Origin of the sequence: Odoribacter laneus YIT 12061 (assembly GCF_000243215.1) — a bacterium.
GTDB classification, from domain to species: Bacteria; Bacteroidota; Bacteroidia; order Bacteroidales; family Marinifilaceae; genus Culturomica; species Culturomica lanea.
This window is the reverse complement of the sequence record NZ_JH594596.1, coordinates 2,004,268-2,025,929: the sequence shown is the minus strand read 5'-3', so window position 1 is coordinate 2,025,929 and position 21,662 is coordinate 2,004,268. Positions and strand designations below refer to the sequence as shown.

Sequence of the window (21,662 nt, the reverse complement as noted above, 5' to 3'; positions counted from 1 at the left end):
TCATGATTCAAGAGAAAAAAAATTACACCTTGCCTATTTTAATGATGATTTTACTTTTTGGTATGATCTCATTTGTAACTGGTCTACAGAATCCGATGGGCGTAATCGTTAAGAGTCAGTTTGGCGCTTCTAATTTTATGGCGTCGTTAGGCTATGCGGCAAACTTTATCGCTTATGCTTTTATGGGAATTCCCGCTGGCATTCTGTTACAACGAATCGGTTATAAAAAGACGGCTTTGGCAGCTATTATCGTCGGTTTTATAGGGGTTGGTATTCAGTATGTTTCGGGTATTGCCGGAAGTTTTGTCATTTACCTGATCGGAGCATTTGTTGCTGGATTTTCCATGTGTATGCTGAATACGGTTGTCAATCCGATGTTGAATACTTTAGGCGGGGGCGGAAATAAAGGGAATCAGTTAATCCAGGTAGGAGGATCTTTTAATTCCCTGAATGCGACTATTGTTCCTGTATTAGTTGGTTATCTGATCGGTAGTAATGTAGAAGCTGCTACGATTCAGGATGCGAATCCTGCCTTGTTTTTGGCTATGGGAATTTTTGCTTTAGCTTTTATTGTTCTCTCTATGGTCAGAATTCCGGAACCTCGTCAGATGGTGAGTGAAAAGGCTGCCGAAAAAAGTGAACACAGTGCTTTGTCTTTCCGGCATTTCGTATTGGGAGCTATTGCAATCTTTTTGTATGTAGGTGTCGAGGTCGGTATTCAGATGTTTATCAATCCCTTTATGACAGGAAGTGCGGCAGAAGGTGGTTTGGGCATCAACACAACGACTGCGGGTTCTGTAGTGGGTACCTATTGGTTCCTGATGCTTGTCGGCCGTTTGGTAGGAGCTTCTATCGGAGCCAAAGTTTCCAGTAAGACGATGCTTATTTTCGTTTCAATTTTGGGAATTATTTTAACCTTGGTGGCCATCTTCACTCCGATTTCTTATACCGTAAAAATGCCGGTATTCCAGTCTGATATTTCTTTCGGTATGGCAGAAATTCCAATGAGTATTATGTTCCTTGTATTATGTGGTTTATGTACCTCAGTGATGTGGGGCGGTATTTTCAACCTGGCAGTAGAAGGCTTGGGTAAATATACTGAAGCCGCTTCCGGTATTTTTATGGTAATGGTATGTGGCGGTGGGTTATTACCGTTATTGCAGGGACTTGTTGCTGATATTTCTTCTTACATGACCAGTTATTGGGTGATTTTCGGAGCATTGGTATACCTGTTGTATTATGCTTTGATTGGTTCGAAGAATGTAAATAAGGATATTCCGGTTGAATGATATAAAATTTGATAACAGTAAAGAAATAATAAAGATATGGATACAACAGCAGTAAGAAATACATTTAAAGAAAAATTCGGAGCAGAAGGTATATTGTATTTTTCTCCGGGACGTGTTAATTTGATCGGAGAGCATACTGATTATAATGGGGGATGTGTGCTTCCAGGAGCTATAGATAAAGGGATTTTGGCTGAGATTAAACCGAATGGTACCGATAAAGTAAGGGCTTATTCTTTGGATTTACAAGATTATGCTGAATTCGGGTTAAATGAAGAAGATAAGCCGAAAGCTTCTTGGGCGCATTATATTTTTGGCGTGTGTCGTGAAATGCAGAAAAGAGGGGCCAAACTCAGCGGTTTTGATACGGTATTTTCGGGTGATGTGCCGTTGGGAGCAGGACTTTCTTCTTCAGCAGCTTTGGAAAGTACATTCGGTTTTGCTCTGAATGAAATATATAACTGCGGTTTCGATAAAAAGGAACTTGTGTTGATCGGACAGAAGACAGAACACAATTATTGTGGGGTGAATTGCGGAATTATGGATCAGTTTGCTTCTATTTTCGGAAAAGAAGGCAATTTAATCCGTTTGGATTGTAGTACGATGGAATACGAATACGTTCCTTTTCATCCTCAAGGATATAAAGTGGTGCTGGTGGATTCCGTTACGAAACACGAACTGGTAGATTCTCCTTATAATAAACGCCGGCAATCTTGTGAAAGAGCCGCCGCCGCTATTGCCGTAAATCATCCTCAGGTTAAATTGTTGGGAGATGCCGATTTAGAGATGCTGGAAGAAGTAAAGGGTAAAATCAGTGAGGAAGATTATATGCGTGCTACTTATGCTATTCAGGAGAATCAACGTTTGGTTGATACTTGTGAGGCTTTGAAAAAAGGAGATTACGAAACAGTAGGGAAGAATATATACGCTACTCATCATGGCATGAGTAAATTATATGAAGTAAGTACAATCGAATTAGATTTTCTAAATGATATCGCTAAAGAATGCGGGGTTACGGGATCTCGTATTATGGGAGGTGGCTTTGGTGGATGTACCATCAATCTGGTTCCGGAAGATAAATACGATCATTTTATCGAAACAGCTGTCGCTAAGTTTAAAGAAAAATTCGGTAAAGAACCGAAAATATACCCTGTAAAAATTAGCGATGGAGCTCGCAGACTGAACTAAATTTACTATAAAAGAGAGAGATTGGATGGACAATCTTTCGCAAAGTCGTACTGTTCCCCCAAAAATGCTTGAGGTATTGAGGGGGAACCGTTCGTATTAAGAAAACATTTTTTGGTTATTTATAAATTCTTTTCACTTTCATTCGTACTTTTCTCTCTTTTCTCTTTTTTCTTAAACTAAATTCATATATTTGCGCACAATTATGAGGATTTCGGTACTTTTATCTTATAATATGTAAGTAAAAGGTCGTTTGATCTGAAGATTGTTCCAGAGGTATATCCAAAGGAAAGTAGAGGGGACAAAATAGATTGGGGATCACCTTACAGAACAGCTTAGGGATGGATTTCAAAACGAAGTCTGGGAATCCCAAAAGGGTGCGGACGTTATGAATGTTTTATATATTAATTTTATTAAAATATAACCACATGGGAAAGTATGAATTGAACAAAAACCTCGCTCAGATGTTAAAGGGGGGGGTAATTATGGACGTTACAAATGCAGAACAGGCTAAAATTGCAGAAGCAGCAGGTGCATGCGCAGTTATGGCTTTAGAACGGGTGCCGGCAGATATCCGTCGGGACGGAGGTGTAGCCAGAATGTCGGATCCGCAGATGATCAAAGAGATACAAAAATCGGTTTCTATTCCGGTGATGGCTAAAGTGAGGATCGGACATTTTGTAGAAGCACAGATATTGGAGGCGATAGGAATTGATTTTATTGATGAGAGTGAAGTTTTGACGCCGGCAGATGAGCTGTATCATGTGGAAAAAACGGCTTTTAAAGTGCCTTTTGTCTGTGGAGCCAGAAATTTAGGAGAAGCTTTGCGACGGATTGGGGAAGGGGCTGCTATGATTCGTACGAAAGGCGAAGCCGGTACCGGAAATGTGGTAGAAGCTGTGACCCATATGCGTCAGATTACGGACCAAATGCGGAGAGTAAAAAATGCTCCGGCAGAGGAATTGATGAGTTTGGCAAAGGAATTCGGCGCTCCCTACGAGTTGATTCAATATGTGCATGAAAATGGAAAATTGCCTGTAGTCAATTTTGCTGCCGGTGGTATTGCTACTCCTGCGGATGCTGCATTGATGATGCAATTAGGGTCCGAAGGTGTATTTGTCGGTTCCGGTATTTTCAAATCCGGAGATCCGGAAAAGAGAGCAAGGGCTATTGTACAGGCTGTTACTTATTTTAACGATCCCGTAAAACTGGCTGAACTATCTGAGAATCTGGGAGAAGCCATGTCTGGTTTGGAAATAAAGACACTCGAAGATAAATATGCTGAAAGAGGATGGTAAAAAGAGTGCTTCGGCACTCTTTTTTTAATGAGAGGATAAATATGAAAATAGGAATATTAGGATTTCAAGGAGCATTTTTAGAACATGAACAACATATACGTACGCTCGGACATGAGGCTGTCGACGTACGTTATACAGAACAATTGGAAGAGCTGGACGGAATAATTTTGCCGGGAGGAGAAAGTACGACAATCGGTAAATTATTAATACGGACAGGAATGATGGAGCCCTTGCGTAAAAAAATTGAAGCGGGATTTCCGGTATGGGGCACATGTGCCGGAATGATTTTATTGGCCAAGAAGTTGGTAAATGATAGCACTGCCCATTTGGCTGTTATGGATATTGCCGTGAGAAGAAATGCTTATGGTACCCAGATTGATAGCTTTGATACCCGGGTGCTCATTCCTGAAGTAAGTAAAGAACCGATTCCCCTTGTCTTTATCCGGGCTCCTTATATTGAAGAAGTCGGAGAGCAAGTAAAAGTAATGTGTTGCCTGAACGGAAATATTGTGGCAGCTCGGCAACAGAATATGTTGGTTACTTCTTTTCATCCCGAATTAACAGAAGATTCTGCTTTTCATCGTTATTTTGTGAATATGTGCCAAAATTGAACCTTTCAGTAAAAGGTTCGTATAATCTTTTTAAAAAAGAAAAAGGATGAAAACGATTTATTGTATATTATTCGGATTACTGGGGCTTTTGGGAAGCTGCAAACAACAAACAAAGATTGATACAAAAACAGATAAGTATGTCGATCAGACCCGGAATTGGGACATCAATGTGGAAAAGACTTATTTTTCCTCAACGAATGCTGAAGCGGAAAAAGCTTGTAGAGTAGTGAATGCAAAAGTTCAATATTTGATCGATAGTTTACAAAATAACGTAAAGACGCAAGCTGATACTTTTTTTGCTGCTTTTGCAACAGATACCGCTAACCGACCTGTATACAATTATGAATTGTATATAAGGGATACCGTATTTCTGGCAAATGAAGATTATATCAGTATACGTTTATCTGCTTATTCTTTTACAGGAGGAGCTCATGGAATGACCGATTTTTATGCGCTGAACTACAATATGAAAAAGCAGGCTTTTGTATCGCCTCAGGAAATATTAGATTTTAAGCAAAGGATTGAAATTAATAATCTATTGGCGGAAAATTTTAAAAATGAAGGAGGTTGTTTTACGGAAAAGCCGACTTTGACCAATGGGTTTACCGCCCTGAATATTACGCCTAAAGCTATTTGTTTTACTTATCCCCAATATGTATTAGGCCCTTATTCCTGTGGATATGCACAAGTCTATATTCCCAGAGATAAACTGAATGGAGTTTTGTTGATGCCACAAAATAAATAAAGCGGAACCGGCTTGAGCACTAAAACTTCCTCCTTTGAGTGAGGTAAAGCCTGTCTAAGGTTGGCGGACAAATGGTGTTTCTCACATCCTGCTTAAATCTAAATTTCTATTCTTGGAATATCCTCCGTTTCGGTTCTCAAACCTTATTTTGGAGGAATACTCAACAAGTATAAAACCGAACTAAATGCAATGAATTAGTTCGGTTAAGCTTTGTTATTTGCGAATATTCCTAAAGGGAATTCTAATCTTGATTCCTAAATTGGACGGTTATTTTACGACCTTTCTTGGCGATGGGTCTTTTTTAATTTTCACTACCTCCGAATTCCATGAGATAAGCTTTGATAAAATCATTGATATCTCCGTCCATCACGGCTTGTACATTAGAAGTCTGATAATTGGTCCGGTGATCTTTTACCCTTCGGTCGTCAAAAACATAACTGCGTATCTGAGAGCCCCATTCGATTTTCTTTTTATTACTCTCTATTTTATGTTGTTCTGCCAGTCTCCTCTGCAATGCCATATCGTATAACATGGAACGTAAAAGACGCAGAGCATTTTGACGATTGTCCAACTGAGAACGGGTTTCTGTATTTTCAATCAGAATTTCCCGGGTTTCTCCTGTATCGGGATCTTTGTAATTGTATCTTAACCGAACCCCAGTCTCTACTTTGTTTACGTTTTGCCCTCCGGCTCCTCCGGAACGGAAGGTATCCCAAGAAATGTCCGCTTGGTTAATTTCGACCTCTATACTATCGTCCACCAAAGGTGTCACAAATACTGATGCAAAGGAAGTCATCCGCTTCCCCTGTGCGTTAAAGGGAGATACCCTTACCAAACGATGAACTCCGTTTTCGCCTTTCAGATAGCCGTATGCATAATCTCCTTCGACTTCGATTGTGACCGTTTTTATACCGGCTTCATCTCCATCCTGCAAGTTGCTGACCGTGATTTTGTAATCGTTGGCTTCTGCCCAGCGCATGTACATACGCATTAACATGGAAGCCCAGTCCTGACTTTCAGTTCCTCCGGCCCCGGAATTGATTTTTAATACGCAACTCATGGAATCGGCTTCCTGACGCAGCATATTTTTTAGTTCCAGATCTTCAATAAGATGAAGGGCGGTTTGATATTGTTTTTCTACTTCTTCTTCGGAAGCTTCTTCCTCTTTGGCAAAGTCAAAAAGGACTTCGAGATCATCTACAGCCCGGGAAATTTCTTCGCAACCGCTTATCCATTTTTTTAATTCCCGTACCGTTTTCATTACACTTTCCGCCTCTTTGGGGTTGTTCCAAAACTCCGGCGCCTGAGTACGTAATTCTGCTTCTTCTAATTGGATTTTTTTATGGTCGACGTCAAAGATACCTCCTCAGAGCGTCACCACGTTCTTTTAACTCTTTTATATGATCTATTGTAATCATGTGATAATTATATAATTAATGTCAGCTATAAATTTTTATATAATCAAAAAATTCAAGAACTTGAACAGACAAATAGCTATAGAATTTTTTGAGTCTTTCCTGTTTCTTCCGGAAATTGTTTAACAGCACATCCTTCCTGATAAAAGAAATCAGGAAAGACGCGTTGTTAATGAATTTATTTTTTAGGATTGCGATCCACTGGTATCTATCTTTTTTTGTACTTCCGGCCGATAAGGGTGAACAGCAGTCGGATTGTAAATACTTTCCACCATATTGCTTATTTCCTGAGCCAGCTCTGTTTGGCCTGCCTGAGTAATATAAGCCAATAGGAAGCGGATGACATTCATACTGAGCTTTTCGTCCTGCATAATATCTCCTCTTTGCACGTCTTCCGGTGCCAGGGAATGGATATATTTCAACGTCTGGTAATTATTGACGGCCAACTCTTTTGCCAGGGCATTTGCCTTTTCTGTTTCCCCTAAATTGTAATAGAGAGGAATATAATTCAATAGGCTGTTGTCGGCAGGCACCTGATACAAGGGTATTTCTTCCAGACTCTTGTCCAATGCGGCAATGGCCTGTTCGTTTTTACCTTCTTGCGCTAAGGTTTCTGCCAGGCGTAAAAAGGTATATCTGTATTTCATGACAGCTATGGTATTGTCGTGGAAATAGTCGATATTTACCTTCGGGTCTTTAATATTTCCCCATTCGAATTTATTCATGACATTGTCATATAAAATGTCGGAATCAATTCTGCCGTAATCGTAATAGTTTTCCGGATTCGTTTCAATGGGTACTACCCGATAAGCGGCTCCTTCTAGTTGGAAATATTTTTCAAATCCCATATAGCTGTCTGGACCCATACCAATTCCGAAATAAATGGGACGTTCCCAATTGTTGGTGGCCAGGATATCTAACACCATTAGTTGGGATTTATTTAATGCATTCCCTTTGAGGTTTATATCCAATTGTTTAACAATTTTATCGGCATCTTTTGCTTTTACAGTTCCGTTAGCGATCACTTTTGCCGAATCGACAGGAAAGTAGACATTACGGGTCGGAATGTAATCCAATACTTCGTCGGAAGTAGTTTTCAGCTTGGTATTCATATTGTCACTGCCGACAAATGACATGACATCTTTCATATTAGCCGACTTGATCTGTTCTTGTATAACCACCCAATCCCGCACTCCTTCATGGTATTGATCGTTGGTGAGAGAAATCGGTACCGGTTCTCCTTCATAAGCTTTCCGGGCAATCTGGTCGATATACCATCCACCGGCTAAAAGGCTCAGATTTACAATGCGAATATCTCTTCTGACGCCTTCCACTTCCTGCGCATACCACAGCGGAAAAGTGTCATTGTCTCCGTAAGTAAAGAGAATTGCATTGGGGGCACAGGAGTTCAAGTAGTTTTTGGCATGAGCGATTGTAGCATATCGTCCGCTCCGGTTGTGATCGTCCCAGTTTTGTGCAGCCATATTGACAGGAACCGCTACCAGGCAAATCGCACTGACTAAAACTGCTGCTCCGGCAGGTTTCATATACTTTTTCGCCAATTCCCAGAGAGCCAGTACGCCCAATCCGATCCAGATCGCATAGGCGTAGAAAGAACCCGCATAGGCATAATCCCGTTCCCGCGGTTCCCGCGGAGTCTGATTTAAGAAAACAATAATGGCAATACCGGTCATAATAAATAACAGCATCACTACCCAAAAATCTTGCTTGCCTCCCTTTCCTTTCCGATATTGATAAAACATACCCAATAAGCCCAGTAAAAAGGGCAGCATATAATATTTATTCAACGCTTTTTCGGCTTTTAACGTATCGGGAATATCCGATTGATTGCCGAGTCGCAACTCATCCAGAAATTTAATACCTGTGATCCAGTTACCGTAACGTATATCTCCATATCCTTGAATATCGTTCTGGCGACCGGAAAAATTCCACATAAAATATCGCCAATACATATGGCCTAATTGGTAAGAAAAGAAATACCTCAGGTTGTTTGCAAAACTGGGTTTTTGAATGGGTTCATTGTTTACGTAATATACCGGACCTGAGGGTTTTCCTCCCCAGGCTTCGTATTCCTGTGCAAAATAGGGACGTTGATTGCTGTACATACGGGGAAATACAGTACAAAAACGACTATCGTATTCGTATTTCGACTGATAGCGTATTTTGTCGTATTGTCCGGTCTTTTTATTTTGGTAATAAACCGGAGCTCCGTCTTCAATGGCAACAAGAGGTGCATTGTAATACTGACCGTAGAGCAGAGGATTTTCTCCGTACTGATCCCGGTTCAGGTAAGATAAGAGGGCAAATACATTGTCCGGACTGTTTTCATCGATCGGCGGATTGCTAATGGAGCGGATAACCACCATTGCATAGGAGGAGTAACCGATCATTATTACGATAAAACAGGTGAAAATGGTATTCAATACTGTTTTTTGTTTTTTCAGCGTATAGCGAATACCGAATGTCAAACCGACAATTAATAAAAGCGCATAAATAATAACCCCTGTATTAAACGGTAGTTTCATACTATTTACAAACAAAAGTTCAAACCAGCCGGCAATTTTTATAACTCCCGGAATAAGCAGGAAATTGACGAATCCCAGTATAATGATTGACAAAATCCCGGTTTTAATAATTCCTTCCCGGGTAGGGGTATATTTTTTGAAATAATATACAAATACAATAGCGGGTATAGCCAACAGATTCAGTAAGTGAACCCCTATGGAAAGACCAATCAGATAGGCAATTAAGACCAGCCACCGATTGGCATAAGGCTCAAAAGCAATATTTTCCCATTTCAGAATGGCCCAGAAAACGACAGCCGTAAACAGAGACGAGAGAGCGTAAACTTCTCCTTCTACAGCCGAAAACCAAAATGTATCTGTAAAAGTATAAGTGAGTGCCCCGATCAAAGAAGCGCCCATGATTGCCAAAAGTTGTCCCATTGTACATTCTTCTCCTTTTTTCAATATTAGTTTTCGAGCCAGATGGCTGATTGTCCAGAAAAGGAAAAGGATAGTAAAACCAGAGGCCAGAGCGGACATATAATTAATCATTACAGATTGCTTTTCCGGACTGGGCGCGAAGATCGCAAACAGGCGGGATATAATCATAAATAAAGGAGCTCCGGGAGGATGTCCTACCTGTAACCCCACCGAGGTCGTGATGAATTCACCGCAGTCCCATAAACTTGCAGTCGGTTCCACTGTAAGAATATAAGTGATACTGGCGATGACAAATGTAATCCAACCTGCGATATTGTTTACAAGCTGAAAACTTAAATGAGGATGATTTTTAATTTTATACATTTGCAATAAGTTGATTTTATAATTCAAATTGTTTTCCCTTACATAATATAAATTTTGGTTTTTCTTGAAAACTCTCTACCAAAATTACGAAGGACGAAAATAATTATTTTGATTGAATTTTTGTGCTTTTTTTTGCTGTAAATAGAAAAAGTTTTACATTTGCACCGTCTTTGACAAAATGATTGTCCCATTGTGTAATGGTAGCACAGCAGATTTTGGTTCTGTCAGTCCAGGTTCGAATCCTGGTGGGACAACTTTTATGTTCGTTAAATTTCCTACGAGCCGCTGTATTACAGCGGTTTTTTTAATATCTCCCGGAGCCGGGGAAAATAATCATTTTCGGATCAATCAAAATTCTTTGTCATTTTACACACTAGGGACGTGCCTTAATGTGTAATTTTTGCATTATTTTTTCCGGGAAATTTAGAAAAGGTTTATGATAAGGGTAATTGGTCTTTTTCGCCAAAAAGGTCCGTCCCTCTGGTGCATTATTTCCTTTTGGGCTGGTTTGCTTAGAAAAGTACATGTAGATTTTTATAATTATTTTTGTAGCAGACGATATGTAAATGTCTGGAATTGTAAATAGATTTGATGGGGGAGAGGGAGTGCAAGTGGGTGCCTATGTCTTTGGTCCTGTTTGGTAACGAAAGCATATCCCTTTGTCCTGTTTGAACTTTAATCTGGTAAAATTGTATTTATGGTAACATTGAGAATCATGTTGGATAGGCAAAAAATGAATGCTAAACATGAATGTCCAGTTGTCCTGAAACTTGTACAGGGACGGAGACGTTGTTTTATCCCCTTAGCCTTGAAAGTGAAATGGGAGGATTGGAATTTTAAAAAATCTCTGTTAAAAGAAAAACGAGGTACTCTGGAAGAGAAAATAGAGCAACAGAAAGGCAATTTATACCTAGAGAGTGAGGTTTTAAAAATCAAGAAAATTTTATTGGATTTTACTATGATGGAAGAAGATTATACCTTGGAAGAGGTTGTAAAATCATATCAGTATCCGACTTCTACTGGTGGATACGTATACGATTATATGCGAAATATTGTCGATTCTCTGGAAAAATTAGGGAAAAACGGTAATTCAAATGTTTACAGGGGAACGATGGGTGTGCTTCAAAATTTCCATCCCGAACAGGATCTTACGTTTGAGGGAATAAATTATAGTTTTATAAAAAATTTCGAGATTTATTTGCAGCGGAAGGGCTGTAAGGTCAATACGATTTCTCTTTATCTTCGCACGCTTCGTTCTGTCTATAACCGGGCCATACGGGACGGTATTGTTGCGGAAGAATATTATCCGTTTAAAAAAATCACCATTCGAAAAGAAAAGACCATGAAGCGGGCTATTTATAAAGAGGAAATCGCAGCAATCCGGGATTTGAATATTTCTTCTTGTCGTATGGGATTAGCCAGGGATATTTTTTTGTTCAGTTTTTATATGAGGGGAATGTCGTTTAAAGACATCGCTTTTTTGAGTGTATCCAGTATAGTGGGAGAGCGTTTGTATTATTCCCGTCAGAAAACGGCACAGAAATTAAATATAAAGATAACGGATAAAGCTTGGGAAATCATACGTAAATATAATGATTTATCCGATCGGACGAGTTATATTTTTCCTTTGATTCAATATCCGGGTAAAAATGAATACCATCAATATAAAAATGCTTACCGGGAGGTAAATCGTCGTTTAAAATTAATTGGAACGATGTTGCATTTTCATTTCCCTTTGACAACTTATGTGGCTCGTCATTCGTGGGCTTCTATTGCAAAGCGTTCTGGGATACCTATTTCTGTCATCAGTGAAGGTTTGGGACATGATTCCGAAAGGACAACGCAGATTTATCTGGATAGCTTTGAAAATAATGTTTTGGATGCTGCCAATGAAATTATTACAGATTTTTGACGTTTTGGGAAAATAAGAATTAAAAAAAATGTAATTTCCCTATTGGTAAAATTTGGCGATATAGCAAATATTTGTATCTTTGCATCGCTAAATAAAAAGCCCAAATGGCGAAATTGGTAGACGCGCTAGTTTCAGGGACTAGTGTCCTTACGGATGTGCAGGTTCGAGTCCTGTTTTGGGCACATTGAAATGTTGAAAGTTAAGAGCCCGGATGGTGGAATTGGTAGACACGCTACTTTGAGGGGGTAGTGGCCGTTAGGCCGTGCAAGTTCAAATCTTGTTTCGGGCACACTTTTCGGGATTCGCGTACATAAAACCGCAGTAAAGCTGCGGTTTTTTATTTTTCCTCTATTTTAGAGGAGGGTTTTTCTTTTCTTTTCCTTTATTCCTTGGGTTTACCGGATAGGGAGGAAAGTGATATAAGGGGAAAAGACAGGGAAGTTTGGGGAGGGTAACCACGTAATTAAATTTTGCTTCTTCTGTCTATTGGTTGCTGTATTCAACGGTAGCCTCTGTCAGTTTCATTTGGGGTGTAATTACAGGAGAGGGGGAAGTAATGATCCCTTCGAATTCAAGGGTGAATTCAGTATCATATCCTTTTAAGCCGCCGTTTATGGAATATTTTCCGGAAATTCCATCAATTGTAACAGAGCCTTCGGTTAGGGTATAAGAAGTGCGGTTATTAGAAGCATCCAGAAGAATAAAATAGCTATAGGATGATTTCCAGATAGTCAAGGGTAAGGCCGGATATTCAGAGATCGTATAAGTACCCGAAGGAAGCGATACCTGTCCATTCGATACAGACACGTCGGATACATTGAAGTAGAGAGAAAGATATTCTCCTGGTCCTGTATATTCTTCTATAGAATTCCCGTTTGCATTAGATAAAATAATCTGTATACTATTTACGGCTTCGTAAATTCCGTAAGGCTTCAGAATCCCGTAGGCTTTGGTAAATTGATAATTTTTGGGAAGAAAAAGAGGATCAGAGGGAGCATCATCGTCTTTACAGGAATTAAACTGCAAACAAGAATAGGAATAATTTTTTCATAATATATCGATTTAGCGGGTAATAGAAAACAATGAATTTATAATTTAAGTAAAGAATTTTATTGCTTGACATACTGTTCTAGGCCTTTTAACAAAATTAGTAATATTTTATAACAATATAAATTTTTTATAAAAATATACTCTTAAAAGTAAATCGATGTTTTTGTATTTATTTGTCTATTAAAACTCTTTTTAACATATATATCGAAGAGAAAGTAAAATAAAGAGGAAGGGATATTAAAAGATAAGTCCTAGCTTTGTTACGATTTGTTTGTTACAGCGGAAACAAGACTGTGTGTGTTCTTGTTTCTGGATCAGAAATTTATTTATGACAAAAAGTATTTTAATGTTCTATTACCCTTATCAGGTAAGAGCAATAGATATTTGTAATCCTGAACATTCTTTCTTTGTCAGTAAGTTAAACGGAATTACTTATGAATTGAAAAGAGAGGATGAAGTGCAAGAAGTAGCTTATACCGATCGGAATTATAGAATTTTGCTTTACCCTTTGGAATGTCTTACCCGGGAGTTTGTAGTAAATGGGGAAAATATGATTCCGATAAAATACGTGTATGGATTTGTTACGAAGGAATTGAGGATTTTGGATGATTGTAATAATTACAGTTGGTTTTTGAAAAACTTGGTTGACTATCTGGGAAATCGTGCTGTTTGCAGATTCTCGAAAGATATGTTGAACTGGATTTATTATATTTTGTATAGCCTGCATTTTGACATGTATGGATTAATTGAGAATGAAATGGCATATGATGTGCTTTTACTAAAGGAAGATCCTTATGGCAAGGACCGGATTTTATTACCGAGGTAGTTAATAGGACAAGAAGGAGCTATTACTTCTCCGAAAGGGAATAAATGGGGGAAGTAATAGCCTGTTTTTATGTTTTCCGAATACTTTAGAGAGGGAGGTAAAAGTAAAAATTTAATGGTAATTTATTTGTATTTCTGCTTTTTTCGAGCCCTCTGGATATTTTCTATTTTAATTCAAATGTCAATCGGTCTTTAATATTGGTTGAAGAGGCGCCGATCAGAACTTCGAATTTTCCGGGTTCTGTTATCCACTTTTGTTGAATATCATCGTAAAAGCAGAGGGCTTCTTTGTCGATTGTAAATTGCAGGATTTGTTCTTCCCCGGGTTGTAAGTATATTTTTTGGAAACCTTTCAGTTCTTTTATCGGGCGAGGCAGGCTGGATTTTTTATCGCTGATATAGAGTTGTACGATTTCCGAACCTGCGCGGAGTCCTGTATTTTTTATTTGTATAGAGAAGGTAATCTTTTCGTCCGGCCGGATGATTTTTTTGTCAGCGGTAATTTTTCCGTAGCTGAAAGTTGTATAGCTGAGGCCGTGACCGAATGGGAAGAGGGGAGATAATTTTTGTTTATCTGCATATCGGTATCCTACGAACAGGCTTTCTTTGTATTCGACATTTTTGCCGTCTCCGGGATATCCGCCACAGGCATGTGCTGCATTATCTTCAAGCCGGACAGGGAAAGTAAAGGGTAATTTCCCCGATGGGTTAACTTCGCCGGTGAGTATGGCTGCTATGGCATTTCCGGCTTCGGTTCCTCCGTACCAGGCTTGGACGATTGCGGGTACTGTTTCTATCCAGGGCATGGCGACCGCATTTCCGCTAATCAGAATAACTGCCAGATGAGGATTTGCCTTTGCTAACTCAGCGATAAGGGTATCTTGACCATAAGGGAGACTTAAACTTTGCCGGTCCCTGCCTTCGCTATCCTGAAAACTGTTTTTATTCAAACCTCCGAAAAAGAGGACCAGATCGGCCTTTTGGGCTGTTTCGATGGCTTGCTGCCGGAGTTCTTCCCGGCTGGCATGAACTCCGATTTGTTGAATTTCTCCCATCGGATCTTTGCTGGATTTCTGAGGGCTGGCGTAACCGAGGCTGTAGAGGATTTCGGCTTGGTTTCCGATTTGCTTCTGTAGTCCCTGGAGGGGTGAGATTTCGTATTTCACTTTGAGGGAAGAACTTCCTCCTCCGATGGTCATTTGTTTTATCGCATTTTCCCCGATTACGGCGATTTTGCGTACAGTGGAAAAATCGATCGGTAGAAGGGAATTGTCGTTTTTTAAAAGTACGATACCTTCTTCGGCAATCTGACGTCCGGCCTGAGCATGTTCTGTAGTGCCGAAACTTCCCCAGGGACGATTCGGTGCCATTGTCGTCCGGAAAATAAGCCGGAGAATCCGTCTTACTTTGTCGTTTAAGATTTCTTCTTTACTTTCTCCTGATTGTAAAGCTTGTAAATAAGGGCGAGCTAAATAATAGAGATCGTATGCATTTTTGATATTTTCCTGCATACCATCTGTCCAGGTGCCGAATTCCATATCCAGACCGTTTTCAATTGCCTGGTGAGTATCGTGGACTCCGCCCCAGTCGGAAATAACCACTCCGTCGAAGAGCCATTTTTCTTTTAAAATATCCTTTAAAAGGTATTGGTTGTGGCAGCAATGTTGATTTTTATATTGATTATAAGCTCCCATGATGGCCCAGGCTTTCCCTTTTTGTATCGCTGCTTTGAAGGGGGGAAGATAGATTTCGTGTAAAGCCCTGTCGTCCACTTGTACGTTGATATGTCCCCGGTCTTTTTCCTGATTGTTGAGGGCAAAGTGTTTTACGCATGCGGCTACTCCGTTTTTTTGTACTTCTTGTATATAGGGTACGACCATAGCTGAAGCCAGATAAGGATCTTCTCCCATATATTCGAAATTCCGGCCGTTTAGAGGGGTACGGTAAATATTGACGCCGGGACCTAAAAGAACATTTTTATTCCGGTAGCGAGCTTCTTCTCCGATGGATTTTCCATATAAGGCAGACATTTCCAGATTCCAGGTAGCTGCCAGACAAGTCAGGGCAGGAAAAGCAATACAGGAATCGTTTGTCCAGCCGGCGTTATACCACTCGTCCCAGAATACTTCGGCCCGGATACCGTGAGGACCGTCACTGGTCCATATTTCCGGAATCCCTAAACGGGGTACTCCCGGAGAACTGAATTTTGATTGGGCATGGCACATCGCTACTTTCTCCGGTAAAGTCATGCGGGATAAGGCGTCTTCAACTCTTTCTTCTAGGGGTTTATCCTGATCCAAATAAATGGGCTGCACTTGTCCGCAAAGTATACTATGCAGGAAAAGTAAATTCAAAAAGAAGCAAAATTTAATTTTCATACAGGAATATTTAAATATTTTTCCAAAAGTAGGAAATATTTGAAAGAATACTTCATATTCCGGAAAAATGCTGAAAGTCGCGGGTGTAAATAGGGAGAGATTCCTGTGCTTAAAGGTGCTGTTAACGGGATAAGGGGTGGGGCAGTAAATGCCCTCCCTTCTTTACGTGCGGGTTCAGAACAAGCCGAAAAGCTTTAAGGCGACAATGAGCAAGGCGGCGAGCAGGATGTAGCGGATATAGGTGGCTCCCCATTTTATGCTGAGGCGGGTTCCCAGCCAGGCTCCGCTCATATTACCACAGGCAAGTATCAAGCCGGCTTTCCAGTCGATCAGGCCGTAAAATATAAAAATAACTAAAGCGATGAGGGTATAAGAGAGTACTAAAAATATTTTTACGGCATTGGCTTTCAGTAAATCGAATCCACATCCGAGAACCAGTCCGGCTAAAAGGAAAAAGCCTACTCCGATTTGAATGAATCCGCCGTAAAATCCAATGGCGAAAAAAATAAAAAAACGCAAAAGGGGATGTTTATTACCAGCTTTTTCTGCCTTTGCCCGGATCCAGGCGTTAGGGTTTAACCCGACCATAAAAAACATGAGGATTAATAATCCGCCTATAATTTTTTCCAAAATTTCTTTTTGGATATCAACAGCTGTAAAGGCACCGGCTATACTTCCCAGCAACACGGGGAATAAAAGCTTGTAGTCCGTTCGCAGGTCTAAAATTTTCTTTTGCTGGAAAGTAAAAACAGATACGGTGTTTTGGAATAAAATAGCAATCCGATTGGTGGCATTGGCGATATTTGCCGGCAATCCCAGGAAAATGAGGAAGGGGACTACCAGCATAGATCCTCCGCCGGCAAAAATATTGATGAAGCCGGCGGCAAAACCTAGAAAAACCAGTAGAATATAGTCAGAAAAATCCATTAAAATGTTTGTTTTAAAATCGTTCGGATATTGTCGGCTTTGCCCATCGTATAATAATGAATGGCCGGTGCTCCATGGGCCAGTAAATCTTTGCTTTGCGTAATGCACCATTCTATGCCAACCTGGTAGATTTCCTGATCATTTTTACATTTTCTCACTTCTTTCATGAGTTCTTCTGGCAAATCGATGCTGAACGTGCGGGGCAACATTTCGATGTGAGTATGCGTCGATATCGGTTTAAGGCCGGGAATAATCGGAACGGTTATACCAGCTGTACGGCATTTGTCGACGAAATGAAAAAATCGGTTGTTGTCGAAGAACATTTGGGTGACGATATAATCTGCTCCGGCATCCACTTTCCGTTTTAGGTTCATGATATCGGTTTCAGGGTTGGGAGCTTCGTAATGTTTTTCCGGATAACCGGCTACGCCGATGCAGAAATTAGTGGCGATGGCATTTGTCAGGGTTTCGTCCAGGTATTTTCCTTGATTCATGTTGTGAATTTGGCTTACCAAATCGCAACTATATTTGTGTCCGTCGACTTCCGGGATAAAATATTTTTGACCGGGAATAGCATCCCCTCTTAGAGCCATCACATTGGTGATATCTAAAAAATTCAGGTCAATCAGGTCGTTTTCCAGCGTATATTTTGAAGCTCCTCCGCATATTAAATGAGGGACTACTTCTAGCTGATAACGTTTCATGATTGCAGCAGCAATCGCTACGGAACCAGGTCGTTTCGTAACCGTTATTTTTTCAAAAGTGCCGTTTTCTTTTTGACGGAATTCGATTTCATTCCGATGAAAAGTGATGTTTATAAACGGAGGTTTAAATTCCATCAGGGGATCGATAGCCTTGTATAACTTATTAATATCGCTCCCTTTGAGGGGAGGGACTAATTCAAACGTGGCGAACGGTTTTGCTTTGCGGTTTAATATGTCGGTTATTTTCATAGAATTGTAAATTACAATATTTTCAACACTGCTTTTCCGGTAGGTGAAATAAATTAATTGTCTATAAGGGGTCCCAGCAGGCGTTTCCCTTCTTCCGGACTAAATCCCCTTTGTTGGCAATAAGTGTGGAATTGTTCTGAACTGATTTTAGTCACATTGAAATAACGGGCCTGGGGGTGGGCAATTAACATCCCGCAAAGGCTTGTGGTGGGAATAATGGCATAAGAGGAAGTCAGTTCCACACCGATATCTGCTGGAGCATTCAATAATTGGAAAACTTCTTTTTTCAGGGAGTGGTCCGGACAGGCCGGATAACCGAAAGCCGGACGGATCATGTGGAGTCCTTCGGATAATTGTTCATGCATCCATTCGGCCAGGGCTTCCGTTAGACGAGCACATAAGCTTTCCCGGATGAGTTGGTTAAAATCGGGACAATCCGTACATTTATGTGTATCGGAGACTTTCAGACAAAAAATTCCGATAGTGCTTTTGAAAGCCGGATCCGGACTTATAAAATCAGCCAGGGACAAATATTCAGAATTCCGCATTTGTTGTCGCAGCATAGGGAAATGGTATCCGTTTTCCAGTATGATTTCGTTATTTTCAGAACGGGCATTAAAGAACTTGACGAGAACTGAAGCTTCAAATTCATTCCCGGCGATAATCTGTCCCAAAGTTTCCAAAGCCGCCTGATAGGTGTGATCGGCTTCTTCATGGGTATAGATAATTTCCGGAAATTTACCCTTAAATCCCCAGAAATGGAAAAAAGGCGTCCAGTCTATCCGGTCGGCCAGTTCGCGAAGATCCAGCTTCCGGGCCCGTAAGTTGTGCTCGCCGAATGCCTTAGGCAAAAGATAACTTTCCGGATCATATTGGGGAGCTGCGGCTTGAGCTTCCGAATAAGATACGAGAGATGTATGGGCTTTATAATAGAGTTGCCGTATATTTTCCTGCTCTGTTTTTATTTGCTGTAAATAATTTTCCGGGTGTTGCAAAAGTCTTTTGATCAGACCGGCAGTCCGGGAAGCATCTCCGCCGTGGAGGACCCCATAGGAGTAAAGGGGAGCTAGTTTGACAGCCGTATGTACGCTGGAAGTAGTGGCTCCTCCCACAAGGAGAGGTATTTTTAGCTGAGCTTGTTCCAACAAACGGCACAGATCTTCCATTTCAGCTAAAGAAGGGGTAATCAGGCCGCTTACTCCGATAATATCGGCCTGATATTGGCGGGCGGCTTCCAGAATCCGGTGGTTGTCGACCATTACTCCCAAATCGATCACTTCCATATTGTTACAACTGAGCACAATGTGGACGATATTTTTCCCGATGTCGTGTACGTCTCCCTTGGCTGTGGCGAGAACTACTTTGTGTTTCCGGATATCAGATGTCTTCAGGGAGTTGCTGTGTTCTATTGCCGGTTGTAATATCGCTACTGCTTCTTTCATGATTCGGGCAGATTTTACCACTTGGGGAAGGAACATTTTTCCTTCTCCGAATAGTTGGCCTACTTTATCCATCCCTTTCATCAGCGGACCTTCTATAATTTCCACAGGAGAAGCATATGCCTGCAGGGCTGCTGATATATCTTCCGGCAGGTATTCTTTTATTCCTTTTACCAGAGCATAAATCAGCCTTTCTTCCAGAGAGAGCGTCCTCCAGCTTTCATTTTTAATGGTTTTTTCCTCCGTTTTATGGGCTTTCATTTTTTCTGCCAGTTCGATAAGATGTTCGGTCGCTTCCGGATTTTTATTCAGGACAACGGCTTCCACGGCTTGAAGGAGCTGGGGGTCAATATCGTCATATACCTGTAAGAGAGAAGGATTGACAATGGCCATGTCCAAGCCGGCGGCAATCGCGTGATAGAGGAATACGGAGTGCATGGCTTCCCGCACTGGGTTATTTCCCCGGAAAGAAAAGGAAAGATTGGAAACTCCTCCGGAAGTAGAACTGCCGGGAAGGTGTTTCTTAGTCCATGCTACGGCCCGAATGAAGTCGACGGCATAATTATTGTGTTCTTCCATTCCTGTACCGATTGCCAGAATATTGACGTCGAAAATAATATTTTCGGGAGCAAAACCGGCTTGTTCTGTCAGTAGTTGGAAAGCCCTTTGGCAGATGGCAATTTTTCGTTCGTAGCTTACGGCTTGGCCTTCCTCGTCGAAAGCCATTACGACGACGGCTGCTCCTAACCGTTTAATTTCGGCCGCTTTTCTTAGGAATTCTTTTTCTCCTTCTTTTAAACTAATAGAATTGACGATGCATTTCCCTTGTGCGTTTTTCAGGCCTGCGAGCAGGGTCTTCCAGTCGGACGAGTCAATCATCAGCGCTGCTTTGGCAATATCGGGATCATTGCTGATAATCCGGATAAAAGTAGCCATTTCTTTGGCACTATCCAGCATGGCGTCGTCCATATTGATGTCGATGATGGAGGCTCCGTCTTCGATTTGTTTGCGGGCGATGTTGCTGGCTTCGTCGTAGGCGTCGGCATGTATCAATTTGGCAAATTTGGCGGAACCGGCTACGTTTGTGCGTTCGCCCACATTGACAAAATTGCTGAGGGCTTTGTCGACGACAATGTTATCTAGGCCGCTTACCACTAATGAGGGAAAAGGCTTGGCGGGAATACGGGGGGCGATTCCTTCGAGCGCCTTTCGTATTGCCCGGATGTGGGCCGGGGTGGTTCCACAACATCCCCCTGCTATATTTAACCAGCCTTTTTGAGCCATTGACTTTAAAAAAGCTGCCGTATAGTCGGGGGATTCATCGTATTCTCCCATTTCGTTCGGAAGTCCTGCGTTGGGATAAAGACTCAGGTTGCAGGGCAGGAACTTGTGAAGCTGCTCTACAAAAGGCAGCAATTCTTTTGCTCCGAAAGAACAATTCAGTCCGAAACTGAATAAAGGGTAATGAGCAAGGGCTGTATACAAAGCTTCCAAGGATTGTCCGGTAAGGGTGCGTCCGCTTTTATCGTTGATTGTTGCAGAGATCATTACCGGTAACCGGGTTGCTTTTTCTGTCTGTATTTTATCGATCGCGTAGAGGGCTGCTTTTGCATTCAGACCGTCAAAGACCGTTTCTACCAATAAAATGTCGACCCCTCCGTCGATTAATCCGCTGATTTGTTGTGCATAAGTGGCAGCTAATGTGTCAAAATCGATTGCCCGGAATGCCGGTTGGTTGACATCCGGAGAAAGGGAAAGGGTTTTGGAAGTAGGGCCTATACTACCGGCAACATATACGGGCCGTCCGGCTTTATCCGCTACTTCCCGGGCCAGCCGTGCTCCTGCATAATTCAGGCGGTAAACATCAGCTGAACATTGGTAATCCGCTTGCGATACTGCATTGGAATTGAAGGTATTTGTTTCTATAATATCGGCACCGGCGTCAATGTAACTTTGGTGTATCCGGCTGATAATATCCGGACGGGTAAGGGATAAAATATCGTTATTCCCTTTCAGATTGACCGGATGGTTTACAAATTCCTCTCCTCTGAAGTCCTTTTCTTCCAATTGATATTGTTGTATAGCGGTGCCCATAGCACCATCCAGGATAAGTATTCTTTCCTCTAATAAATTTTTCAGCATCTAGTTTGAAATATATAATGTTCTAAAGTCAGGGAGGAGACGGCCGGCCTTCTCAAAATAAAATGTTTCTGTTATCAAATGCTGGCTATCTTCCGACTCTAAAACGAATTTATACTGTAGCGATCCACTGAATCTGCCTGCATACCCATCCTTTTTATCCGGCATGG

14 protein-coding genes and 3 tRNA genes are annotated in these 21,662 nt (G+C 41.1%); 10 read left to right on the top strand and 7 right to left on the bottom strand.

From position 1 onward, the window contains the following. Window positions 1–2: 2 nt before the first annotated feature. The 5 genes from HMPREF9449_RS08430 to HMPREF9449_RS08410 all read left to right on the top strand — a co-directional run bounded on the left by HMPREF9449_RS08430 (window position 3) and on the right by HMPREF9449_RS08410 (window position 5,125). Window positions 3–1,289, top strand: coding sequence for an MFS transporter (locus HMPREF9449_RS08430; protein WP_009136835.1), 1,287 nt, complete (start codon window positions 3–5; stop codon window positions 1,287–1,289). 36 nt (window positions 1,290–1,325) lie between these two features. Then, window positions 1,326–2,474 carry a galactokinase gene (gene galK, locus HMPREF9449_RS08425; RefSeq protein ID WP_009136834.1) on the top strand — a complete coding sequence of 383 codons (1,149 nt, stop codon included), beginning with the start codon at window positions 1,326–1,328 and terminating at the stop codon, window positions 2,472–2,474. A gap of 425 nt (window positions 2,475–2,899) precedes the next feature. Next, a complete protein-coding gene (gene pdxS / locus HMPREF9449_RS08420; protein ID WP_009136833.1) occupies window positions 2,900–3,769 on the top strand; it encodes a pyridoxal 5'-phosphate synthase lyase subunit PdxS in 870 nt (289 codons plus the stop codon). A 41-nt stretch (window positions 3,770–3,810) separates the two neighbouring features. Then, the gene (gene pdxT, locus HMPREF9449_RS08415) at window positions 3,811–4,380 is read left to right on the top strand and encodes a pyridoxal 5'-phosphate synthase glutaminase subunit PdxT (RefSeq protein ID WP_040611740.1); all 570 of its coding nucleotides are present in this window, start codon (window positions 3,811–3,813) and stop codon (window positions 4,378–4,380) included. Between the two features lie 46 nt (window positions 4,381–4,426). Then, window positions 4,427–5,125 (top strand): PdaC/SigV domain-containing protein, encoded by a 699-nt coding sequence (locus tag HMPREF9449_RS08410; RefSeq protein WP_009136831.1) that lies wholly within the window; start codon window positions 4,427–4,429, stop codon window positions 5,123–5,125. 301 nt (window positions 5,126–5,426) lie between these two features. Here the strand turns inward: HMPREF9449_RS08410 and prfB are convergent. Beyond that, window positions 5,427–6,543, bottom strand: a protein-coding gene (gene prfB, locus HMPREF9449_RS08405) for a peptide chain release factor 2 (RefSeq protein WP_147640037.1) whose coding sequence is annotated in 2 segments (ribosomal slippage) — window positions 5,427–6,479 and window positions 6,481–6,543 — 1,116 coding nt in all. Because the reading frame shifts where the segments join, the coding sequence is not laid out codon by codon here. A 182-nt stretch (window positions 6,544–6,725) separates the two neighbouring features. Continuing rightward, on the bottom strand, window positions 6,726–9,869 hold the full coding sequence (locus tag HMPREF9449_RS08400) for a glycosyltransferase family 117 protein (RefSeq protein WP_009136829.1): 3,144 nt from the start codon (window positions 9,867–9,869) through the stop codon (window positions 6,726–6,728). A 183-nt stretch (window positions 9,870–10,052) separates the two neighbouring features. On the opposite strand from HMPREF9449_RS08400, the gene HMPREF9449_RS08395 reads away from it, so the two are divergent. The 4 genes from HMPREF9449_RS08395 (at window position 10,053) to HMPREF9449_RS08380 (ending at window position 12,070) form a co-directional block, all read left to right on the top strand. After that, window positions 10,053–10,123 (top strand) — tRNA-Gln (locus HMPREF9449_RS08395). 443 nt (window positions 10,124–10,566) lie between these two features. Beyond that, complete coding sequence (locus HMPREF9449_RS08390) at window positions 10,567–11,781, top strand: tyrosine-type recombinase/integrase (RefSeq protein ID WP_083833163.1); 1,215 nt, start codon at window positions 10,567–10,569, stop codon at window positions 11,779–11,781. A 98-nt stretch (window positions 11,782–11,879) separates the two neighbouring features. Further along, window positions 11,880–11,963: transfer RNA gene (locus tag HMPREF9449_RS08385), tRNA-Leu, on the top strand. 23 nt (window positions 11,964–11,986) lie between these two features. Further along, window positions 11,987–12,070 (top strand) — tRNA-Leu (locus tag HMPREF9449_RS08380). Between the two features lie 194 nt (window positions 12,071–12,264). On the opposite strand, the gene HMPREF9449_RS08375 is transcribed toward HMPREF9449_RS08380, so the two are convergent. Continuing rightward, a complete protein-coding gene (locus HMPREF9449_RS08375; protein WP_009136826.1) occupies window positions 12,265–12,807 on the bottom strand; it encodes a hypothetical protein in 543 nt (180 codons plus the stop codon). Between the two features lie 352 nt (window positions 12,808–13,159). Between HMPREF9449_RS08375 and HMPREF9449_RS08370 the strand changes: the two genes are divergently transcribed. Next, the gene (locus HMPREF9449_RS08370) at window positions 13,160–13,657 is read left to right on the top strand and encodes a hypothetical protein (protein ID WP_040611287.1); all 498 of its coding nucleotides are present in this window, start codon (window positions 13,160–13,162) and stop codon (window positions 13,655–13,657) included. 163 nt (window positions 13,658–13,820) lie between these two features. On the opposite strand, the gene HMPREF9449_RS08365 is transcribed toward HMPREF9449_RS08370, so the two are convergent. The 4 genes from HMPREF9449_RS08365 to metH all read right to left on the bottom strand — a co-directional run bounded on the left by HMPREF9449_RS08365 (window position 13,821) and on the right by metH (window position 21,495). Continuing rightward, window positions 13,821–16,034: a glycoside hydrolase family 3 C-terminal domain-containing protein gene (locus HMPREF9449_RS08365; protein ID WP_009136824.1), complete on the bottom strand. Its 2,214-nt coding sequence runs from the start codon at window positions 16,032–16,034 to the stop codon at window positions 13,821–13,823. Window positions 16,035–16,208: 174 nt separating this feature from the next. Then, window positions 16,209–16,961, bottom strand: coding sequence for a sulfite exporter TauE/SafE family protein (locus tag HMPREF9449_RS08360; protein ID WP_009136823.1), 753 nt, complete (start codon window positions 16,959–16,961; stop codon window positions 16,209–16,211). Further along, on the bottom strand, window positions 16,961–17,914 hold the full coding sequence (metF, locus tag HMPREF9449_RS08355) for a methylenetetrahydrofolate reductase [NAD(P)H] (protein ID WP_009136822.1): 954 nt from the start codon (window positions 17,912–17,914) through the stop codon (window positions 16,961–16,963). Before metF ends, HMPREF9449_RS08360 begins: the two co-directional genes overlap by 1 nt. A 53-nt stretch (window positions 17,915–17,967) precedes the next feature. After that, window positions 17,968–21,495 carry a methionine synthase gene (gene metH / locus HMPREF9449_RS08350; protein WP_009136821.1) on the bottom strand — a complete coding sequence of 1,176 codons (3,528 nt, stop codon included), beginning with the start codon at window positions 21,493–21,495 and terminating at the stop codon, window positions 17,968–17,970. Window positions 21,496–21,662 lie beyond the last annotated feature (167 nt).